This is a genomic window from Rossellomorea aquimaris, from assembly GCF_008180865.1.
In the GTDB taxonomy this organism is placed as follows: domain Bacteria; phylum Bacillota; class Bacilli; order Bacillales; family Bacillaceae_B; genus Rossellomorea; species Rossellomorea yichunensis.
Genome location: NZ_VTEX01000001.1, coordinates 1,435,542 through 1,453,647, shown reverse-complemented (window position 1 = coordinate 1,453,647; position 18,106 = coordinate 1,435,542). Strand labels below are relative to the sequence as shown.

At 39.3% G+C, this 18,106-nt stretch carries 24 protein-coding genes; 19 read left to right on the top strand and 5 right to left on the bottom strand.

The genetic code is table 11. The features are described from left to right. Positions 1-47: 47 nt before the first annotated feature. From FZC88_RS07455 to FZC88_RS07420, 8 genes are all read left to right on the top strand, one after another. Positions 48-893, top strand: coding sequence for an MBL fold metallo-hydrolase (locus tag FZC88_RS07455; RefSeq protein ID WP_148994223.1), 846 nt, complete (start codon positions 48-50; stop codon positions 891-893). A 220-nt stretch (positions 894-1,113) separates the two neighbouring features. Continuing rightward, positions 1,114-1,284, top strand: coding sequence for a YpmA family protein (locus tag FZC88_RS07450; protein WP_082051082.1), 171 nt, complete (start codon positions 1,114-1,116; stop codon positions 1,282-1,284). Between the two features lie 12 nt (positions 1,285-1,296). Then, on the top strand, positions 1,297-1,773 hold the full coding sequence (locus tag FZC88_RS07445; protein WP_148994222.1) for a cell wall elongation regulator TseB-like domain-containing protein: 477 nt from the start codon (positions 1,297-1,299) through the stop codon (positions 1,771-1,773). A 23-nt stretch (positions 1,774-1,796) separates the two neighbouring features. Beyond that, positions 1,797-2,987, top strand: a complete 1,191-nt coding sequence (locus tag FZC88_RS07440) for a pyridoxal phosphate-dependent aminotransferase (RefSeq protein ID WP_148994221.1) — start codon at positions 1,797-1,799, stop codon at positions 2,985-2,987. 146 nt (positions 2,988-3,133) lie between these two features. Beyond that, a complete protein-coding gene (asnS, locus tag FZC88_RS07435) occupies positions 3,134-4,426 on the top strand; it encodes an asparagine--tRNA ligase (RefSeq protein ID WP_142675601.1) in 1,293 nt (430 codons plus the stop codon). A gap of 842 nt (positions 4,427-5,268) precedes the next feature. Next, the gene (locus FZC88_RS07430; RefSeq protein WP_148969438.1) at positions 5,269-5,979 is read left to right on the top strand and encodes a DnaD domain-containing protein; all 711 of its coding nucleotides are present in this window, start codon (positions 5,269-5,271) and stop codon (positions 5,977-5,979) included. Positions 5,980-6,079: 100 nt separating this feature from the next. After that, on the top strand, positions 6,080-6,736 hold the full coding sequence (nth, locus tag FZC88_RS07425) for an endonuclease III (RefSeq protein ID WP_148994220.1): 657 nt from the start codon (positions 6,080-6,082) through the stop codon (positions 6,734-6,736). After that, on the top strand, positions 6,733-7,245 hold the full coding sequence (locus tag FZC88_RS07420) for a YpoC family protein (protein ID WP_148994219.1): 513 nt from the start codon (positions 6,733-6,735) through the stop codon (positions 7,243-7,245). Before nth ends, FZC88_RS07420 begins: the two co-directional genes overlap by 4 nt. A 37-nt stretch (positions 7,246-7,282) precedes the next feature. On the opposite strand, the gene FZC88_RS07415 is transcribed toward FZC88_RS07420, so the two are convergent. Both FZC88_RS07415 and recU read right to left on the bottom strand, forming a co-directional pair. Beyond that, positions 7,283-10,006, bottom strand: a complete 2,724-nt coding sequence (locus FZC88_RS07415; RefSeq protein WP_148994218.1) for a transglycosylase domain-containing protein — start codon at positions 10,004-10,006, stop codon at positions 7,283-7,285. Positions 10,007-10,109: 103 nt separating this feature from the next. Further along, positions 10,110-10,718 (bottom strand): Holliday junction resolvase RecU, encoded by a 609-nt coding sequence (gene recU / locus FZC88_RS07410; RefSeq protein ID WP_148994217.1) that lies wholly within the window; start codon positions 10,716-10,718, stop codon positions 10,110-10,112. A gap of 115 nt (positions 10,719-10,833) precedes the next feature. Between recU and FZC88_RS07405 the strand changes: the two genes are divergently transcribed. The 3 genes from FZC88_RS07405 (at position 10,834) to FZC88_RS07395 (ending at position 13,414) form a co-directional block, all read left to right on the top strand. Continuing rightward, entirely contained in the window at positions 10,834-11,865 is a 1,032-nt protein-coding gene (locus tag FZC88_RS07405) for a DUF2515 domain-containing protein (protein ID WP_262371781.1), read from the top strand. Between the two features lie 868 nt (positions 11,866-12,733). Further along, positions 12,734-12,988 carry a hypothetical protein gene (locus FZC88_RS07400; RefSeq protein ID WP_148969434.1) on the top strand — a complete coding sequence of 85 codons (255 nt, stop codon included), beginning with the start codon at positions 12,734-12,736 and terminating at the stop codon, positions 12,986-12,988. Positions 12,989-13,057: 69 nt separating this feature from the next. Continuing rightward, positions 13,058-13,414 (top strand): YppE family protein, encoded by a 357-nt coding sequence (locus FZC88_RS07395; RefSeq protein ID WP_148969433.1) that lies wholly within the window; start codon positions 13,058-13,060, stop codon positions 13,412-13,414. A 28-nt stretch (positions 13,415-13,442) separates the two neighbouring features. Here FZC88_RS07395 and yppF read toward each other — a convergent pair whose 3' ends face one another. Continuing rightward, on the bottom strand, positions 13,443-13,625 hold the full coding sequence (gene yppF / locus FZC88_RS07390) for a YppF family protein (protein WP_148969432.1): 183 nt from the start codon (positions 13,623-13,625) through the stop codon (positions 13,443-13,445). A 201-nt stretch (positions 13,626-13,826) separates the two neighbouring features. On the opposite strand from yppF, the gene FZC88_RS07385 reads away from it, so the two are divergent. Continuing rightward, the gene (locus FZC88_RS07385) at positions 13,827-14,318 is read left to right on the top strand and encodes a YppG family protein (RefSeq protein ID WP_262371780.1); all 492 of its coding nucleotides are present in this window, start codon (positions 13,827-13,829) and stop codon (positions 14,316-14,318) included. 15 nt (positions 14,319-14,333) lie between these two features. Here FZC88_RS07385 and FZC88_RS07380 read toward each other — a convergent pair whose 3' ends face one another. Together FZC88_RS07380 and FZC88_RS07375 are read right to left on the bottom strand one after the other, a co-directional pair. Beyond that, a complete protein-coding gene (locus tag FZC88_RS07380; protein ID WP_148994216.1) occupies positions 14,334-15,476 on the bottom strand; it encodes a site-specific integrase in 1,143 nt (380 codons plus the stop codon). Between the two features lie 266 nt (positions 15,477-15,742). Beyond that, positions 15,743-16,069 (bottom strand): helix-turn-helix domain-containing protein, encoded by a 327-nt coding sequence (locus FZC88_RS07375; RefSeq protein WP_148994215.1) that lies wholly within the window; start codon positions 16,067-16,069, stop codon positions 15,743-15,745. Between the two features lie 198 nt (positions 16,070-16,267). On the opposite strand from FZC88_RS07375, the gene FZC88_RS07370 reads away from it, so the two are divergent. The 7 genes from FZC88_RS07370 (at position 16,268) to FZC88_RS23935 (ending at position 18,042) form a co-directional block, all read left to right on the top strand. Beyond that, positions 16,268-16,459 carry a helix-turn-helix transcriptional regulator gene (locus FZC88_RS07370; RefSeq protein ID WP_148994214.1) on the top strand — a complete coding sequence of 64 codons (192 nt, stop codon included), beginning with the start codon at positions 16,268-16,270 and terminating at the stop codon, positions 16,457-16,459. A gap of 31 nt (positions 16,460-16,490) precedes the next feature. After that, positions 16,491-16,694: a helix-turn-helix domain-containing protein gene (locus FZC88_RS07365; protein ID WP_148994213.1), complete on the top strand. Its 204-nt coding sequence runs from the start codon at positions 16,491-16,493 to the stop codon at positions 16,692-16,694. Beyond that, positions 16,695-17,105 (top strand): HNH endonuclease, encoded by a 411-nt coding sequence (locus tag FZC88_RS07360; RefSeq protein WP_148994212.1) that lies wholly within the window; start codon positions 16,695-16,697, stop codon positions 17,103-17,105. It abuts the gene before it with no gap. Positions 17,106-17,195: 90 nt separating this feature from the next. Beyond that, on the top strand, positions 17,196-17,435 hold the full coding sequence (locus FZC88_RS07355) for a hypothetical protein (RefSeq protein WP_148994211.1): 240 nt from the start codon (positions 17,196-17,198) through the stop codon (positions 17,433-17,435). Between the two features lie 41 nt (positions 17,436-17,476). After that, positions 17,477-17,659 carry a hypothetical protein gene (locus tag FZC88_RS07350; RefSeq protein ID WP_148994210.1) on the top strand — a complete coding sequence of 61 codons (183 nt, stop codon included), beginning with the start codon at positions 17,477-17,479 and terminating at the stop codon, positions 17,657-17,659. Then, on the top strand, positions 17,643-17,921 hold the full coding sequence (locus tag FZC88_RS07345; RefSeq protein ID WP_148994209.1) for a hypothetical protein: 279 nt from the start codon (positions 17,643-17,645) through the stop codon (positions 17,919-17,921). Before FZC88_RS07350 ends, FZC88_RS07345 begins: the two co-directional genes overlap by 17 nt. Beyond that, the gene (locus FZC88_RS23935) at positions 17,902-18,042 is read left to right on the top strand and encodes a hypothetical protein (protein WP_187443530.1); all 141 of its coding nucleotides are present in this window, start codon (positions 17,902-17,904) and stop codon (positions 18,040-18,042) included. Before FZC88_RS07345 ends, FZC88_RS23935 begins: the two co-directional genes overlap by 20 nt. The last annotated feature ends 64 nt before the right edge of the window (positions 18,043-18,106 follow it).

Below are 18,106 nucleotides of genomic sequence, written 5' to 3'. Positions count from 1 at the left end.
CTCTTTAACACAACCTAAAGGGTAGATGTGAAACTGGAGGATTGAAAATGAGAGTGATCTTTTCGGTAATGCTGACTTTTTTCCTTGTCATTTCAAATGCCAATGGTATGAAAGTGCCTCAGGTGGATTTACACGTATCCCATGAAGAGTATGCGATTAGTTTTCTTCCTGTTTTAAAAGGGGAGGTAGCAATTCTTCATTTAGCTTCGGGGAAAAATTATTTAATTAATACAGGACCCCTTCAGGAATGTAAACAATTATATTATTATTTGAATCAAATGCATATTGACAACATTGAGGGAATCATCCTCACTGAAAAAAGAGAAGTACATGAGGATATGATTACTGAACTTGATAAGAAGTACTCCATAAAAGAAATAATAACGGGTAAATCCTTGGCTGAAGCAATACAGAAAAAAGGTTCCTTTACGATACACACGATTACAGAAGATCAGTCATACCCGCTTTCAAAGGAGTTAGCATTAAATGTGATGCATGAAGGCAATGAGAAGGGTGAAGGACTGGACTTTTCCATAACTTTCTTCCATCATCGCTTTTTGTGGCTGAGCTCACAATCATCGCATTCTGAAGAGGTTTTACTTACAAAACCCCTAAAGAACGTCAATATTGTCAAAGTACCTCTTCACTCTAAATCGGAAAGTATGTCCCATAGTCTCCTGAAGCATATCGATCCTCAGACGGCTTTACTTTATCGCTCTAAGGAAAGGCTTCTTAATGGTGAAATGCTCGAAGCCATCAACGAGGCGTGGATTGATCTGTATTTAACCGGGCAACATGGATTGATTGCCATCAAATTTAATAAGCGAAATTACGAAGTGCTTACCTTTGATCAAGAAGATGGAGTGTTTAAAGAAGAGGGCGGAACACACTAATGCTGAAAGAAAGTCAGGCTGACAACGCTGTCAGCCTGAACGGAGTGTGGATTAGAATATAGTTTTTTCGGATACGCTCTACCATAATAGCCATTAATGTTGTTATAATGTGGGTAGCGTTTCTTACTCATAGTGTGACGGATAGCAGTGACGTCATGAGTAGAAAAAAATGGTTTTCATAGAGGAATATCTTATGTAAGCGGGTAAAAGGAGGAACACCATGGAGAGCCGAATTGAAATTCTTTCCACCGTTCGTATCGAGTATACGGATAATTTATATAAAGTGGTAGATACATTAAATAGAACTTTAAAAAAAGATGATTATATGTTTGGTTTAGCCTTAGATCCGGAAGATCAGAATCAAGCAGTATTAACAATATATCGTACATAAAGAGTGATTGTAATGAAAAAATGGATAACGATTACCGCACTATTGTTCATCGTCCTTGGGATAACGGCTTCGGTGGTACTTTATCAAGTTTCCCGGAACCCATTGAATAATCAGGCAGAGAAGGCTCTAAATAGAGTGAAAGCTGAAACGGCTATCGTGGAAGTTGATAACACAAGCTTCTATAACGGCTCTAAGTCATATGTTGTGGTGACAGGTAAGGATGATCAAAACGAGAAGCTCGTGGCTTGGGTACCCAATAAAAAAGGGAAAATAATTGAGAAAAAATGGGCAGATGGTATTTCAAAAGAACAGGCAATCAATAAACTAAATGATGAAAAGCAACCGAAAGAATTATTATCGGTACGTTTAGGATATGAATCTGTCGGGCCTGTATGGGAAATTACCTATTTAGATCAACAAGACAATTTAAATTATTTTTACCTGCTGTTTTCTAATGGAGAATGGTGGAAGAAAATTGAAAATTTATAATCAACTCTAGGGGGAATACGTCCATGAAATTTACGTTAGCTGACAGAGTAAGTGCTTTAACACCATCAACGACTTTAGCGATCACTGCAAAGGCAAAGGAAATGAAGTCACAGGGTATTGATGTCATCGGTTTAGGTGCTGGTGAACCTGACTTTAATACACCTGAACATATCATCAATGCTGCGTATGCGTCCATGACTGAGGGTCACACAAAATATACTCCATCTGGTGGTATGGCCAAATTAAAAGAAGCAATCATCCATAAGTTTGAAACAGATCAGAAACTTACGTATAAACCATCTGAGATCATCGTGACAAGTGGAGCAAAGCATGCCCTTTATACATTGTTTCAAGTTCTTTTAAACGAAAATGATGAAGTGATCATTCCTACACCATACTGGGTCAGCTATCCTGAACAAGTAAAGCTTGCCGGTGGAATTCCCGTTATCGTTGAAGGGAAAGAACAGAACGAGTACAAAGTTACTCCCCAGCAGTTAAAAGAGACGATAACTCCCAAAACGAAAGCAGTCATTCTTAACACACCTAGTAACCCTACAGGAATGTTATACACCCACGAAGAGTTACAAGCGATTGGAGAAGTATGCTTAGAGAACGATATTCTGATCGTTTCAGACGAGATTTATGAAAAGCTTGTATACGACGGGAATTCCCACACGTCTATTGCTGAATTGTCTCCAGAACTTAAAGAGCAAACCATCGTGATTAACGGGGTGTCAAAATCTCATTCCATGACGGGATGGAGAATTGGATATGCGGCAGGGAACGAGACAATCATTAAAGCAATGACCAACCTTGCCAGTCATTCAACCTCTAACCCAACGACAACTTCACAATATGGGACGGTTGCTGCCTATTTAGGAGATCAACACCCTGTAGAGGAAATGAGACAAGCGTTTGAAGAGCGCTTAAACATTGTTTTTGATAAATTGAACAGTATTCCAGGGTTTCATTGTTTGAAGCCTCAAGGTGCTTTCTATCTATTCCCGAATGTGTCAGAAGCTGCCAAGAAAACAGGCTATAACAGTGTCGACGAATTTACAAAAGCTCTGCTGGAAGAGGCAAAGGTAGCGGTTATTCCTGGTTCTGGTTTCGGGTCGGACAATAATATCCGTCTTTCTTATGCCACAAGTCTTGATGCACTCGAAAAAGCAATTGAGAGAATGCACGAATTTGTTGTTAGGAAGAGTAAATAATACAAGGTTTGCAGACCGTGTTCGTTTCGGTCTGCTTTTTCCTTAAAATCATCTCGTTTTGCTGTATCTATTGCGGCGGGATAACGGTAAATGTATAATAAATAACGATACATAAGCGTCTTAAGTTTTTTTGGAGGGAAAAAATCGTGAAAACTACTATATCTCAAGTAAGTAAGTTTGTTGGAGAAGAAGTAACCATTGGTGCTTGGCTTGCCAACAAACGTTCAAGTGGAAAAATTGCCTTTCTTCAGCTTCGTGACGGAACTGGATTCATTCAAGGGGTTGTCGTAAAAAGTGAAGTGGAAGAAGAAATCTTTCAAAAAGCAAAATCATTAACTCAAGAAACATCTCTATATGTTACAGGAACGGTTTCAGAAGATTCCCGTTCACCTTTTGGTTATGAACTGCAAGTGAAAAGCGTAGAGGTAATTCATGAAGCAGTGGATTATCCAATTACACCTAAGGAACATGGAACAGAATTCCTGATGGATCATCGTCACCTATGGCTACGTTCCCGGAAACAGCATGCCGTGATGAAAGTACGTAACGAAATCATTCGTGCAACATATGAGTTCTTTAATCAAGAAGGATTTGTAAAGGTAGATCCCCCAATCCTGACCGGCAGTGCTCCGGAAGGAACGACCGAGTTATTTGCCACTAAATATTTCGAAGAAGATGCCTATCTTTCTCAGAGTGGTCAGCTGTACATGGAAGCAGCAGCCATGGCGTTAGGGAAAGTATTCTCTTTCGGACCGACTTTCAGAGCCGAGAAATCGAAAACCCGTCGTCATTTAATCGAATTCTGGATGATCGAGCCTGAAATGGCATTCTATGATTTTAAAGATAATCTGGAAGTGCAGGAGCAATATGTTTCTTATATCGTTCAATCGGTTCTGGAAAACTGCAAGCTTGAATTAGACCGATTAGGAAGAGATACATCTAAATTAGAGCAGATCAAAGCTCCTTTCCCGCGCATCACTTATGATGATGCACTTAAGTTATTGCATGAAAAAGGGTTTGATGATATCGAGTGGGGAGACGATTTCGGAGCTCCACATGAAACTGCCATAGCTGAAAGTTACGATAAGCCGGTATTTATCACGCATTACCCGACTTCGTTGAAACCTTTCTATATGCAACCTGATCCAGACCGTGATGATGTCGTACTATGTGCCGACCTGATCGCACCGGAAGGATATGGAGAGATTATCGGTGGCTCAGAGCGTATCCACGATGCGGAACTTATGAAACGTCGCATTGAAGAGCACGAACTTGCTACGGATGCATACAAGTGGTACTTGGAACTAAGAGAATATGGATCCGTTCCTCATTCAGGGTTCGGTCTTGGACTTGAAAGAACAGTGGCTTGGATCAGCGGAGTAGAACACGTAAGGGAAACCATCCCATTCCCACGTCTATTAAACCGTTTATATCCATAATACAAACATCAAGGAACCGCCTGGTTTGCTTAAAAAGCAATCCGGCCGGTTCTTTTCCTTCGCTAAGATGGTTTTTTAAAGATAAGCTCTGCCCGGGTTCTGTCAGACAGTGAGTGCTAGATGGTGAGGAGAACTGCTTCGCTTCCGGGGTCTCGGCACGCCCGTTTTTCCGCAGGAGTCTACGCAGTTCCCCTCACCATCTTTAATAGATTTTTCGTGACAGAGCCAAAAGGTGTCAAAGATAAAAAATTTAGCAATCGTATTTTATTGAAAAATAAGAGAATCAACAAATAAGATTATTCTCTTAAGCCACTTCTTTCTTTTCTTAACAATCACAGCGACTGTTCCAAAGCCTTCTTCTTTGTTTATAGAGGATTTTTGTACAACATTTATGCGTGCTTTTTGGTGGAATTCAAATCAGGCGTGAATTTGCGCTAGGTCCGATTGATTCATCCTAATTTTCTTCATGGATAACACAAGCGGAAGTTTAGATATAGTGCGCATCGATAATACTAACTAAATCTGAACTTTTTTGTGTTTGTCTTTCCATAATTAGTTTAAGTAGAATGTAGAAGCACAGAGTGGATTGTAGCGGAAGGCACTTGACTCCTGCGGGAAATAGAGGAAAGGTCGAGACCCCGCAGGGCAAAGCCCGAGGAGGCTTGACTTCCTCCCCGGGGAATCTTGTGCCTGAAGCGGAAAGGAACGGTCCTTGTTTTTCCACTACCATTGATCCAAAAAAAGGACCAAGGAAGTTTTTCTTATTTCCATCTTTCTTCTAATTCATAACCATGTCCACATATACTGAACCATGATATACTAGTGAGTGAGGTGTGCCGAATATGGATTATAAACGATTAATGGTGTCCTGGATCGAAGAGGGGACACTTAACATTCCGCAATTATTATTATCAAATTACAATACCCTGGGTTTAAATGAGTCAGAGTTTGTTCTGTTATTACAAATTTATGGTCATCTGGAAAAGGGAAACTATTTCCCTACACCAGAAGAGCTTTCAGAACCTATGAGTATTTCTACTGAATACTGTTCATCTATTTTAAGAAAATTAATGCAACAACAGTTTCTATCGATCGAAGAGGGGTCTTCCCCTGATGGGATCCTGTTTGAAAAGTATTCTCTCAATCCTTTATGGGAAAAGATGGCTGAGTTCGTTATACAGGATTCTAAAATGAAGCAGATGGAGAAATCAATGGAAGAAGAAGCGGACATTTACACGACTTTCGAACAGGAATTTGGCCGTCCCCTATCTCCATTAGAATGTGAAACCCTGGCCATGTGGTTGGATCAGGATGATCATAATGCTATTATTATTAAAGCAGCATTAAGAGAAGCCGTCATATCCGGCAAGCTGAATTTTAGATATATCGATCGGATTCTATTTGAATGGAAGAAAAACGGTGTGAAGACCATTGAAGATGCTCGTAACCAAAGCCAGCGCTTCCGTTCTCATCAAAACCCCGCAGCTTCAAGTGATGCTGCTGCTTCACCTAAACGAAAATCAGTACCATTTTATAATTGGCTTGAGCAATAGGACGATAAAAGGGGCTGACTCTCAAATGCTTGAGGGTTGGTCTATTTTATTGTGAATAACCTTAGTTGATTCTTAAGACAAGATGGAGGTATTAGGATACATGTTAAATAAAAAACAAATACAAATTTGCTTAGATGAAATGAGAGAAATGTTTCCAGACGCTCACTGTGAGCTGCGTCATGAAAATCCTTTTGAGCTTGTCATTGCGGTCCTTCTATCTGCTCAATGTACTGACGCCCTCGTGAATAAAGTCACTAAAGGCCTATTCGAAAAATATAAGCAACCTGAAGATTATCTGAATGTTTCATTGGAAGAACTTCAACAGGATATACGCTCCATCGGGTTGTACCGAAACAAAGCGAAAAACATTCGCAAACTATGTGAGATCATCCTGACTGAACATGGGGGAAATGTTCCTGAAAGTCATGAAGAATTAGTGAAGCTGCCTGGCGTAGGAAGGAAAACAGCAAATGTAGTAGTATCGGTAGCATTTGGAGTGCCGGCTCTTGCAGTAGATACCCATGTCGAACGTGTAAGTAAGAGGTTAGGGATTTGCCGATGGAAAGATAACGTATTGGAAGTAGAGAAAACGTTAATGAAAAAAATTCCTAAAGAAGAATGGTCCGAAACTCATCACCGGTTGATTTTCTTTGGAAGGTACCATTGTAAAGCCCAATCACCCCAATGTGATGTATGCCCGCTGGTCGATTTATGCAGAGAAGGTCAGAAGAGACTAAAGAAAAAAGGTACCATATGAAAGAACTGACTTTGAGTATTCCATTACAACTAAATGACCCTTTTTTCTTTCCTGAGTCAAAAGTTAGTGTGGATGATTCTCATATCATACCCGATGACCCATTTTTCGCTTATGAAATTCTCTATTATAATGACGAGGTTGCAGGTTCGCTTCCCTGGGAGGATCATGAATTTTTCATAGGTTTCATACTTAACAGCTGGAGAGAGGGGGAGGAATATCTTAAAACGTTATTTAAAAAACGTTCTAAGGATACATTGCCCCTAATGAAAAAGAGTATTGCGCAAGTCTATATGCTTTTATACTGGAGTAATTCAATGCCGGTAATATTAAATTCTGATACTACTATTGATAACCTTTCAATCAAACCCGTCAACGCAGGGGAGAGAATGTCATTTATCAGGAACTATCCAACCCTTTTCCATTCATTCATACAGTTATCTCAGCTATTCGAGGAACAACATAAACAATATGCTAAATCTCTGGCTTTAAAGCGAGCTGGAGAAAAATAAAAAGGCAACGAGAACATTTTCTCGTTGCCTTTTTATCTTATTCTTGTTCTCTTCGGGGGTCTGATTGGGTAGCAGGTGAACCATTCGTGGCGCCATCTCCGGTTCCTGAGCCTTCGCCAGTGCCGTCACCAGTTCCTCCATCTCCGGTTCCAGTGCCATCCCCGGTGCCGCCGTCATCTGTACCTCCCTCACCAGTCCCATCTCCTTCAGGTGGAGGGGTAGTGCCATCATCGCCACCAGTGTCTTCACCATCATTGCCTGAATCATCTTCATTCCCATTTCCTTGACCGTTACCATTACCATTGTTATTTCCATTGTTGTTACCATTACCATTGTTATCTTGATTTTCATCGTTGTTTTCATCTTGGTTTTCTTCATCTTCACCATCAGTGGCCTTTACATCAACATTGACCGTTGCAGCATTACTGCGCTGATCTCCGGATATTGCTACAACCTCGAAGGTGAACGTTCCTTGGGATTGAATGTTCTCGACATTTAATCCTTTCTTATCAGTGGTCGTTAATACTTGTTTTGCTTCACCATTAATCGAAACCGCCACTTCAAACTGAACGTCCTTCTCTTTGCCATAGTCCCAGGCAAGAGTGATGGTTTGATCCTTCTTATTGAATTTTCCTTTCAGATTTGAAGGTGCATCAATCTTGTCGAATTCTTTTGAAACCTTGGAAGGTTCAGTTCCCCGGACGAATAGTTCAGTAATCACTCTGTCATCTGGAGTGTATTCACTTGGCAGTCTAGCAGGATTGCTTCCTAATTCAACCTTGGATTCAACCACGCTGTCCGGTTTGTTAAAATCTGGTGTGTCAACGCCTTCGTGAACATAGCTCATCAGGTCACTGACGATGTATTGGGACACCCTTCTATCCGTAGGGGATAGTGGAATGGATCGAGTCTTATATCCAGTCCAAACCGCGGCTGTGTAGTTTGTGGTATAGCCTACAAACCATGAATCAGGAGCGCCTGTTTTAGCAATTCCGTATTTCTCCCGTTCTTCTTGAGTATAGTTCGTGGTACCTGATTTCCCGGCCATCGGTAATCCTGGCACCTTGGCATAGAGGCCTGTTCCTCTTGGATGGTCGATGACGCTCTGCAGCATATCAGAAATCATATAAGCTGTATATTCCTTCATTGCAGGCTTTGGTTTATTGTCATTCTTAATCTCTGTTTCACCATCGCGCAATACCACTTTTGTAACCGTATGGGGCTTGTTGTAAATACCTTCATTACCAAATGCGGCATAAGCCCCGGCCATCTGAACGGAGTTTACCCCGGGTGAAACACCACCGATTGAAGCAGATTCATAATAATGATCGAACTTTAATCCGAGGCCATTCACAAATTCCTCTGCTTTCTCTGGACCGACTTCCTGAAACGCTTTTAGGGCAGTAATATTCCGGGAATCCCACAGACCTTCGCGTATCGTGATGGGTCCCTTGAATTGACCGTCATAGTTATTGAGTTCCGTTCCGTCTGAATATTTATAAGGCTCATCTTTTAAAATATGATACGTAGACCATTTTAAATGCTCAATGGCAGGAGCGTAGTCAATTAATGGCTTAATTGTTGATCCGGGTTGACGTTTAGTATCGATTGCAAAATTAAATCCACGCTGAACGTTTGGATCCTGTTCTCTTCCGCCGCCAATCGCCCTGATTTCACCAGTTTTCGTATCCATAAGGGTTACCCCGGCCTGCATTGGCTCTTCAGGACTCTCTGGATAACTGAAGCTCGTATTTTCACCTGCTAAGATTTCTTCCAATCGTTTTTGAGCATCCGGATCAACGGTAGTATATACCTTTAAACCATCTGAAAACAGGTTATAGTCACCCATTTTTTGTACTTCATCAATAACCGCATCTACAAACGCGGGATATTTGTTTCCGTTTTTCTTTTCGACTTCTTCAGCTGATACCAATCCTTCAGTGATCGGGATGGCCTGTGCTTCCTTTTTTTCTTCTTCAGTGATTTTACCGTGCTGTTCCATTAAGGAAAGAACGATATTTCGGCGCTTTTCCGCCTTTTCTGGGTATTTAAAAGGGTTGTAATTGTTTGGACTTTGAGGCAATCCCGCAATCAGGGCTGCTTCATGAAGCTCAATGTCTTTAATGTCTTTACCGTAATAATAGTCTGCAGCAGTAGCCATTCCGTTAATCCCGGCGGACATATACACTTTATTGAAATACATTTCAAAGATTTCTTCTTTTGTATATTCCTGCTCAAGCTTAAGAGCAAGCCATGCTTCTTGTGCTTTTCTTTTTAACGTTTTTTCAGGGCTTAAAAAAGATCCCTTGATCACTTGCTGGGTAATCGTCGAGGCACCTTCTGAACCGAATCCACCTGTCACATTGGCAATGACAGCGCCACCTAATCGAATCAAGTCGATTCCGTTATGCTTATAGAATCGGTTGTCCTCTGTTGCAAGGACCGCGTCCTGCATGATCTTAGGGATGTCATCGAAGTTTGCGTATTCCCGTTTTTCTTTACCAACGGTCGTGATCAATTCCCCGTTCATATCATAAATTTCTGATGCAATCGGATCTTTGAGTAATTTTTCATCTAGCTTAGGTGCACTGGAAGCATAATAAGCAAATAACCCAGCACCAGCAAGCATCCCGATAATACCGATGATAAATAATGATATAATGACGCGTTTAACCAAAGAGCCTTTCTTCTTGCTCTTTGTGGATTTCGACTTTTGTTGGGCCAGACGCTTTTCTTCCCTTGACTTATATTGACCAGCCATATTGTTTCCTCACTTTCAATCTTCAGTGTTTTTAGTATTGTCTAAGATTTAAAATATACTACTGATAATGAGATAAATTATAGATTAACTCATTTTTCATAAACTAAAAATATAACTGATGGACTATTTTTAAATAATCCACCCTTGGATGCAGTCCTAAAGGAATAATGACCCCTTTTTCCTCTAGTTCTTCCCTTTTGATTGATTTTCTTCCTCCATTTATCATGCGGTCCCAATAAATCCTTAGAGATTTGTAAGGAAGTAAGAACACTTCTTCGGAAGCAGAAAACCTTACTAGTACAAAGGTAATACCGTCTTGATTATGGACGTTTTCCATATGCTGGATTTGATGCTCGTGAAAATTTTGAAGTGGAAAGGACGTTTTATTCTTTGTTTCTTTCGCTTCAAAGTCGATATATCTTCCATTGTATACACCATTATAATCCGTCGTGGAGGGCTGCTTAAAGTATGCTTCCTTAATGACCGCGGCACTTCTTGATGGATAATGGACATCCACTATTTGAACGGGAGTCGGTTTTTTGTGAATGACCGCTTTATGAAACGTTAAATAATATTGGTTCGTTTCATTAATGTCTTCTTCAAGGGTCATACCTCTGTTGCTATAAGATAGTTGTTTCGGTTTTGCCTTAACTTTTTTTGAGGGTAATGACGCTTCCACATATTTCTTCCCATTAGGATAATGGAATTTCATGGTAAATCACCTCGCAGACTAATCTATATCATAACAGAAACCACTCCATATTGTGTGAATAATTGTTTACAAATCTCCTCAATCTATGGCTATAGGAGAGAGGGGGATAATAAGGATGGATGAAATGAGCAATACTTATCGCTTTTTACCCTATATACCTGAACCTAAACGTACAAATGAGTGGATTAATGAAATCAACCATCTAGTGAATCTGCATAATCAAGATAATATATCAAGAACGATGGCTTATCAAAAATTTTACCTTCTTCATCCTGAAATAAAATGGTCTTTCCTGGCTTCGATGGTATCAAGAAATGCCGGCTGGAATATGACTGATCTTAAAGGTGATATCTTTACTCGCCTTTTACATCCGGCTACCCGTGATGATCTATTCAAAACGTATGAAAGAGCGAACTGGAGCATTTTTCAGGATGCCTTTCCTCAACTCCTTCTCTATCATTATTCGACGAGGTATAAGAAGAAAATGTTTCATTTGTTTAAAGAATTTCATATTTCAAGCTTCATGGAAGAAGAGTGGAATCGTCACTGGGAGGAGAGGGATGATTTCAGATTAGTCCATTCTCTTATAATAAATGAGCAGCACCTCATTCAAGAACCAGTCATTGAACATGAGGTATATAAGAAGAGGGTGTTTGGTTCATCTCTATTCTATATTGAAGATCATCTTCATTTCAGCTCCGTTTTATTTCCGACATTAACGGGGGAACTTTTAGGTGCGAGTGTCCATGGCTTCAGAAAAATAGAAAACAGAATTCTTTTAGGAAATGAATTATTTACGATTTTATTTCATCCGGATTATCATTCCTCCTTTTTGTACTTTGCTTTACAAGTAGAGCATACAGGATCCAGAAGAGACTACGAACAGTATTGTAAGGGATTCCCCAAAACGAATACGCCAATGCTCCATCAAGCTTATGACGTAGTTCCACATCATTGGGAGTCTCATTCGGACTGGTCGATTAAAAAGAAAATAAATAAAGATTGGTACAAAGAGCAGGGACTCCCTCATGGAATCGAATTAACAAAGTGGTTTTTTCATAAGCAAAGGCAGCTTGAGAAGTTGGCGAATGTAAAAGAGGGTTTAAAAAAGATCTGGAAGAGAAAGAAGAAGAGACCAACACTCTAAAGTGGTGTTGGTCTCTTCTTGTCATGCTTGACGGGTCTGAACGAGCCGCCCCTCGCTTTCTTATTAGTCCAGCTACAGGGCTTAGAGGCTCGAGGTCATAAGTCAAGAACACCACAAAGGCAAAGAGCGCATTTCCGTTGTTCTCGCCTTATGCTTGTCGCCTCTGGGCAAAGCCCTTCCGCTATCTTATTAGTCCAGCTACGGCGGCTAGACCCTCGAGGTCATAAGTCAAACCACCCAAAAAGGCAAAGAGCGCCTTTCCGGGTGGTTCGCCTTATGCTTGTCGGGTCTGAACGAGCCGCCTCCGCTTTCTTATTAGTCCAGCTACAGGGCTTAGAGGCTCGAGGTCATAAGTCAAGAACACCACAAAGGCAAAGAGCGCCTTTCCGTTGTTCTCGCCTTATGCTTGTCGCCTCTGGGCAAAGCCCTTCCGCTATCTTATTAGTCCAGCTACAGCGGCTAGACCCTCGAGGTCATAAGTCAAACCACCCAAAAAGGCAAAGAGCGCCTTTCCGGGTGGTTCGCCTTATGCTTGTCGGGTCTGAACGAGCCGCCTCCGCTTTCTTATGTCGATGGACGGTTTTCGCCTTCTAGTTTAGGGTTGCCTTTTGAGGCTTTGGTTTGGGCTGAATTTGTTGCTTGCTGTTTGTTTTGTTTGTTTTTCTGATTTTTCATTGGGTAACACCTCCACTTATATTATTTTCTAGTTTCCACTTCTTTTATTCAGTAGGTGTCGAAACAAAATTAACGGAATGTCCTTTTAACACTTTCTTTGGCGAAACGCTTCTAGTTTTGTCAGGGGGGAAGGGAACGGGTTATAAAGAGAGAATTGCAGTATTAATCCAAAAAAAAGGTGGGAGGATTCACAATGCTTCCAAAACAAGATATTATGTTAAAATTAGCTGAAATTGAAGAAAGTTTGAATCAATTAGAACAAAGTCTGCATGATCGAATCTCAGTTGAAGAACAAGAAGGAATGAATTCGTTAACGAACAAGATACAGAAAATCGACAGTAAGTTGAGCTCAGTGGAGAGAAAAGCGGAATCTAAAACTGTTCTTATGAAAAATAGAGAAAAGTCCTTTGTCTTACAAAAACTTGAATTATCCTATAAGACGTCTTAAACTGAATTTATAAGAAAGTAGCCTTGTGCTACTTTTTATTTTTGTCAACATTTTTACGGAGGGCTTTTTTTGAAACAATTGAAGCAAGTAACGGGAGAATTGATCATCCTTGTTGAGCAGATGATGAAAGAATATAAAGGCAGACGTGAATCAGGTGAAAAAGGAGACTTTTACACAGAAGTAAAACCTTTTGCCGATAAAGTAAAAGGGGAGAATGATGCGTGGAAAGAACTGTCCTTGATTTGGATCAAGGAACAAAGGCCAAAACACCTACATTTCCCTCAAATAATAAACACATTCGATAATATTGAAATGCTATCTGTTCACTGTTTCTTTCCAGAGTCCAGTTACAATCGGTTTATCAGTCATTATCAATCTGTCTCATATGTACTGCAAACCCAGTTGGATGAATTGAATGAAAAATAAGAGGCTGCCGATCGGCAGCCTCTTTACATTATGGAGTTGAAATTGCTTTTTCTTCTATTGTATTGATTTGCTTCGACAGCTCTTTATAATGATGCAATGAAATCTCATTAGAAATATAAAGTTTTTTGGCCATTGTAAGAAGTTCTTGTTGATCCGTTGCTTGATAATGTTTACTACTTTCGTATCTCTTCAGCAGTTCACTCAGGTTCATCTTGATTCCTCCCAATACTTATATTTCATTGCGTCGCATCTACATTTATCCTATCATAGAAAACCCTTTCTTTAAGTTGTAAGAATAGTGTAACTTCCGACATTCTTCTTGTGTTTGTCGAAATATCTTTATGGGTCTTTTCACCATTTATCCAGTTAAAACATAAAGTATAGTAACCATTATTAAGTAAGGGGGCTAAGTATGAATTCTTCACTTCATTCTAGACAGATGCGTAACTACCATCCAAGTTATCATTCGCAATCAACGTATATGGGACCAGTGATGAACTATCAAGGACAGGGTATGCGACCTCCAGAATATGGATCTTACCAACCTAATTATTATCCTCAACCAGAAGCCCAATATCCGGCACCTGGGTTTCATATGAACCAATATCAACAGATGAACCAGCATCAAATGAATCCATATTTTGAAAATCCTCTACAGCAGAAAGAATACAATCCGTACCAAAAGAAAGCAATGGAGCAGCAGGCTTATGCTAATCCATATCCGAAAGCCTCGTTCATGGCTAAACCTTCGTCAGGGGGAGTAAGTTCAATCATGAATTCATTCAAGTCACAGGATGGATCTTTGGATTTTAATAAAATGATGAATACAACAGGACAAATGATGGGGGCAATTAATCAAGTTTCTTCATTAGTTAAAGGATTGGGAGGATTCCTTAAACTATAGGGTTTGAAGCCCCTACTAGTCTACGCTGACCACATTCTGACCACTTTTCATCATATTTGAGAAATCCTTAGATATATCTTGTTTAATTTCTTTTGTAACGTGAGAGTATACATCTAAGGTGATCTGGATTGATGAGTGACCTAATCTTTCGCTTACCACTTTCGGATTGACACCCATTTGTAGTAAGATAGTAGCGTGAGTGTGCCTTAGATCATGAAAACGTATCTTAGGTAAACCAGACTGCCTTATGAAGTTATTAAGGACAACGTTCGCTGCTGAGGGCGGTACGAACCTACCGTCTTCTTGTGCGAACACTAAGTTTTTATCATCGTATACGCGACTATTCTTCAATTTTTCTTCTTTTTGCCTTAACCTCTGCTTCTTTAACACCCTTTCGATTTCTTCATCGAAATAAATACTCCTTATCGAAGAAGAACTTTTCGGGACGTCCACCAGATATCCGTCAGTTAACTTGTAGAGAGTTTTATTGACATCAATGACATTTTGGTCGAAGTCTATATCTTCCCACGTTAAAGCCAACATCTCGCCTTTTCTCATACCTGTATAAGCAGCAAGGAAGAATATGGGGTGGTAACGGGAGTGAGAACAAAAATTAAGGAATTCATTAACTTGTTCTATTGACCAAATTTTCATCTCTTTGCGTTTGTTTTTTGGTGGTTCTATCATGGATGCTACATCTTTTTTTATTAGCTCCCATTTTTTAGCCACCCTCAACAACATTCGGATAATCTCGTGCATTCTCATAATGTAATTGGTTGAGTAACCTTCTTTTAATTTAACATTGTAAAAGTCGTGAATGACAAACTGATCTAATTCCGTAATGGATACATCTTTGAAATAAGGCAATATTTGTTTATGCAATACATAAGTCAAACGGTCGTAAGAAGATGCTTTTATCTTATTCACGTAATTTTTTTCAAAGTATTCAATCGCAAATTCTTTGAATAACGTTTTACGGAAATCTACGCTTTCTCCTTTTTCTACCTTGTTTATTAATTCTGCCAGTGCTGCCTGTGCTTCTTTTTTAGTCTTAAAACCTGATCTGGTCTTCTGTTTTCTCTTGCCAGTTATCGGGTCCTTTCCTATATCTACTGTAAATGAATAAACCTTACCTCTTTTTCGAATGTAACCTTTCACTATCCATCACCTTCTTATCTATTGTCTCGCCTGTCCCTCTAATTTCATGAGTTTCAGTAAGGTAGATGAAGGTTTTTGGTAATTCTGGTACTAGCATTATTTTCCTCATAGTTGTTGACTCCCCTTTAAAAAGAAATACCGACAAAAAACGAACACCTGTTCTAATTGTTATACCCATTATAGTACAAGTTTTCCATAAAGGGGAGCTATTTCATAGTGGCTTATTTCGACAAAAAGCGACTTTTATAAGGCTTTATTCACCTTGTTTACTCATTTTTATCAAGTTCTATAAGCATTTTGGAGTATCTAACCATATTTTCTATTTCTTCTTTGGTAAATTTTTCTCTTAATATTACTAAATCATCATAATTTTTGATCAACTCTGTCTTATCTACTAATAAGTCTGTCGGTTCAATGTGTAAAATTTTAGCGATATTCTCTACATGTTCTAAACTAATTTTTTTCTTTCCGTTCTCTAATTTGGAAATGAAACTTCTGGTAACTCCTAGTTTATCTCCAAGTTCATCTTGACTCATCCCCCTAATCTTCCTGATCTCTTGAATCCTTCTACCCACTTGTTCAATAAGTTCCATTGTTTTCACCTACCTATATGAAATGTTCCCCAAAGGGAAACACAACTATTATTATGCGTTTAAATGTAAGATTCTTCAACAACCAAAAGTTTCTGAAAAAACTTTATAGAAACTAGTTGACCTCAGGGGAACTATATGCAATAATAAGTTATATAAAGTGACCTATAGGTAAACAATATTGGAAAAGGAGGTTATAACTTGAACAGAATAGCGGAACGCCGTAAAGAATTACAATTAACTCAAAAGCAACTGGCGGAAATGCTTAAACTTACCAGGTCTCACTTGAACAAAAGCGAAAACGAAAAGAAAAAAGTAAATGTAATGTTGGCGATTCGAATTGCTCAGGCTTTAGATACAACAGTCGAGCGTTTATTTTCAGACGAATGTTGACCTATAGGTAACTAAATTAGGAGGAATGGAAATGGCAAAACGTAAAGAAGATTACCCACTAGTTCTAACGGCGAAGGATATTCAAGAAATATTAGGTGTCGGTAAACGCAAATCATACGAAATCATGGAGGAAAAAGGATTCCCGATTGTAAGACTTGGAGGAAAGTTAAAGCGCGTTAATCGTGATGACTTCTTTGAATGGTTGGATTGTAAGGCTGAAAGAGAGATTTCATAAATGAACAAAACAGAGGTGAGAAAAGAAGGTAGTCGTCTTAGGGTCAAGGTCTTAGGAAGAGACGAATATAATTGTCGAGCTTGCGGTTCAGATAAAGAGTTAGAAGTACATCACATGAAGGCTGTTGTATATGGCGGTAAATCAACAATGAGTAATTTAATCGCCTTGTGTAAAGAGTGTCACAGACTCGCACCAGAAGATGGTGTTGAATCCAATATGGATTTCATTGAGAACCGAAACGAATATGTATATCGCTCAATGATGAAGTCAGCGGACATTAACTCCAGGGTGACAATAGCATTCGTTGAAATGATGAAAGAAAGCACAAGCGAATATGTGAAACAAGGAATTATTAATGAAGAACAAGCAAAACGGATTTTATTTTACGAAATGAACAAAGTTATTTCATGAAGAAACACGCTTTACCACGCATGATCGAAGCGGAGAAGAAAAATAAGAGTGCGTCGTAGACTCAAAATGTGAAGCAAAGGAGAAATGAAAATGTGTCCTAAATGTTATCAAGCAGGTTGTGAAGATGGGGATTGTATGGAATACGTCATTGTGAAAAAGACGTTTGCACTTGAAATTCCAAAACACAAGTACAGCCAATTAAAACAAGACTTAGGTGTTAAGAGGTTATTCCATTTAACTGATGATTTAATCCAAATTACAAACAAATTAGAAAGAATGTCAGAACAAATAATCATTGAAGATATTGAAATTGATGACGGAGAGTATTAGTGAACATTTCGACCATACACTTCAATAAAGGAGGAAACGAAATGAAAGCACCTTTTATCAAGTTGAACGGTCAATATTACTTAGTCAATGGATTACAGTTTTACAAAGGTGAGCTGAACTTCATCTCATATCATACTGATGACGGTTTAGAGATAGCTTGGGACACCAACCACGACTTACAAACACTTCTTAAGGAAGGTGAGCAGCATGAACGAATTAGCTGAAATGATCCAGAACCGTATTCAAGAAGTGTTTGAAAGCGAAAACAGAATCCTATCCGATGATGAACTGTACACATACTTCCAATCTTATGAACCATCTGAACACGTTATCGAGAAAGAGGTTCATTACTTCTTAAATAGTTATTACATTTTCGAGGACACAAAAATTGAGTGGGAGGGCGATTTAAGTGGCATCGAAATTTCAAGACAAATCAGCGTTGGACTTGATGAAGAAGGAATTGCGAGTGTTAAAACGTCAGCGTGAAGATATGAAAGAAAAGCACAAACTACATTTAGAAGCAGCAGAGAACATGCTCGAACAAATCGAACATCAGGAGTTTCTCATTATGGATTATGAGCAAGTATTAAGGAAGGTAGAGGGCTAACTGCCAGGTAAAGCCCTCTGGAAAACATTCTACGGACATTATAAACCAAATATCGGAGGTCGTA

Excerpts from the sequence above, each read along its gene's own strand:
- FZC88_RS07455 (WP_148994223.1), top strand. The coding sequence starts at position 48 with ATGAGAGTGATCTTTTCGGTAATGCTGACTTTTTTCCTTGTCATTTCA.
- FZC88_RS07450 (WP_082051082.1), top strand. The coding sequence starts at position 1,114 with ATGGAGAGCCGAATTGAAATTCTTTCCACCGTTCGTATCGAGTATACG.
- FZC88_RS07445 (WP_148994222.1), top strand. The coding sequence starts at position 1,297 with ATGAAAAAATGGATAACGATTACCGCACTATTGTTCATCGTCCTTGGG.
- FZC88_RS07440 (WP_148994221.1), top strand. The coding sequence starts at position 1,797 with ATGAAATTTACGTTAGCTGACAGAGTAAGTGCTTTAACACCATCAACG.
- FZC88_RS07430 (WP_148969438.1), top strand. The coding sequence starts at position 5,269 with ATGGATTATAAACGATTAATGGTGTCCTGGATCGAAGAGGGGACACTT.
- nth (WP_148994220.1), top strand. The coding sequence starts at position 6,080 with ATGTTAAATAAAAAACAAATACAAATTTGCTTAGATGAAATGAGAGAA.
- FZC88_RS07420 (WP_148994219.1), top strand. The coding sequence starts at position 6,733 with ATGAAAGAACTGACTTTGAGTATTCCATTACAACTAAATGACCCTTTT.
- FZC88_RS07415 (WP_148994218.1), bottom strand. The coding sequence starts at position 10,006 with ATGGCTGGTCAATATAAGTCAAGGGAAGAAAAGCGTCTGGCCCAACAA.
- recU (WP_148994217.1), bottom strand. The coding sequence starts at position 10,718 with ATGAAATTCCATTATCCTAATGGGAAGAAATATGTGGAAGCGTCATTA.
- FZC88_RS07405 (WP_262371781.1), top strand. The coding sequence starts at position 10,834 with ATGGATGAAATGAGCAATACTTATCGCTTTTTACCCTATATACCTGAA.
- FZC88_RS07400 (WP_148969434.1), top strand. The coding sequence starts at position 12,734 with ATGCTTCCAAAACAAGATATTATGTTAAAATTAGCTGAAATTGAAGAA.
- yppF (WP_148969432.1), bottom strand. The coding sequence starts at position 13,625 with ATGAACCTGAGTGAACTGCTGAAGAGATACGAAAGTAGTAAACATTAT.
- FZC88_RS07385 (WP_262371780.1), top strand. The coding sequence starts at position 13,827 with ATGAATTCTTCACTTCATTCTAGACAGATGCGTAACTACCATCCAAGT.
- FZC88_RS07375 (WP_148994215.1), bottom strand. The coding sequence starts at position 16,069 with ATGGAACTTATTGAACAAGTGGGTAGAAGGATTCAAGAGATCAGGAAG.
- FZC88_RS07365 (WP_148994213.1), top strand. The coding sequence starts at position 16,491 with ATGGCAAAACGTAAAGAAGATTACCCACTAGTTCTAACGGCGAAGGAT.
- FZC88_RS07360 (WP_148994212.1), top strand. The coding sequence starts at position 16,695 with ATGAACAAAACAGAGGTGAGAAAAGAAGGTAGTCGTCTTAGGGTCAAG.
- FZC88_RS07355 (WP_148994211.1), top strand. The coding sequence starts at position 17,196 with ATGTGTCCTAAATGTTATCAAGCAGGTTGTGAAGATGGGGATTGTATG.
- FZC88_RS07350 (WP_148994210.1), top strand. The coding sequence starts at position 17,477 with ATGAAAGCACCTTTTATCAAGTTGAACGGTCAATATTACTTAGTCAAT.
- FZC88_RS07345 (WP_148994209.1), top strand. The coding sequence starts at position 17,643 with ATGAACGAATTAGCTGAAATGATCCAGAACCGTATTCAAGAAGTGTTT.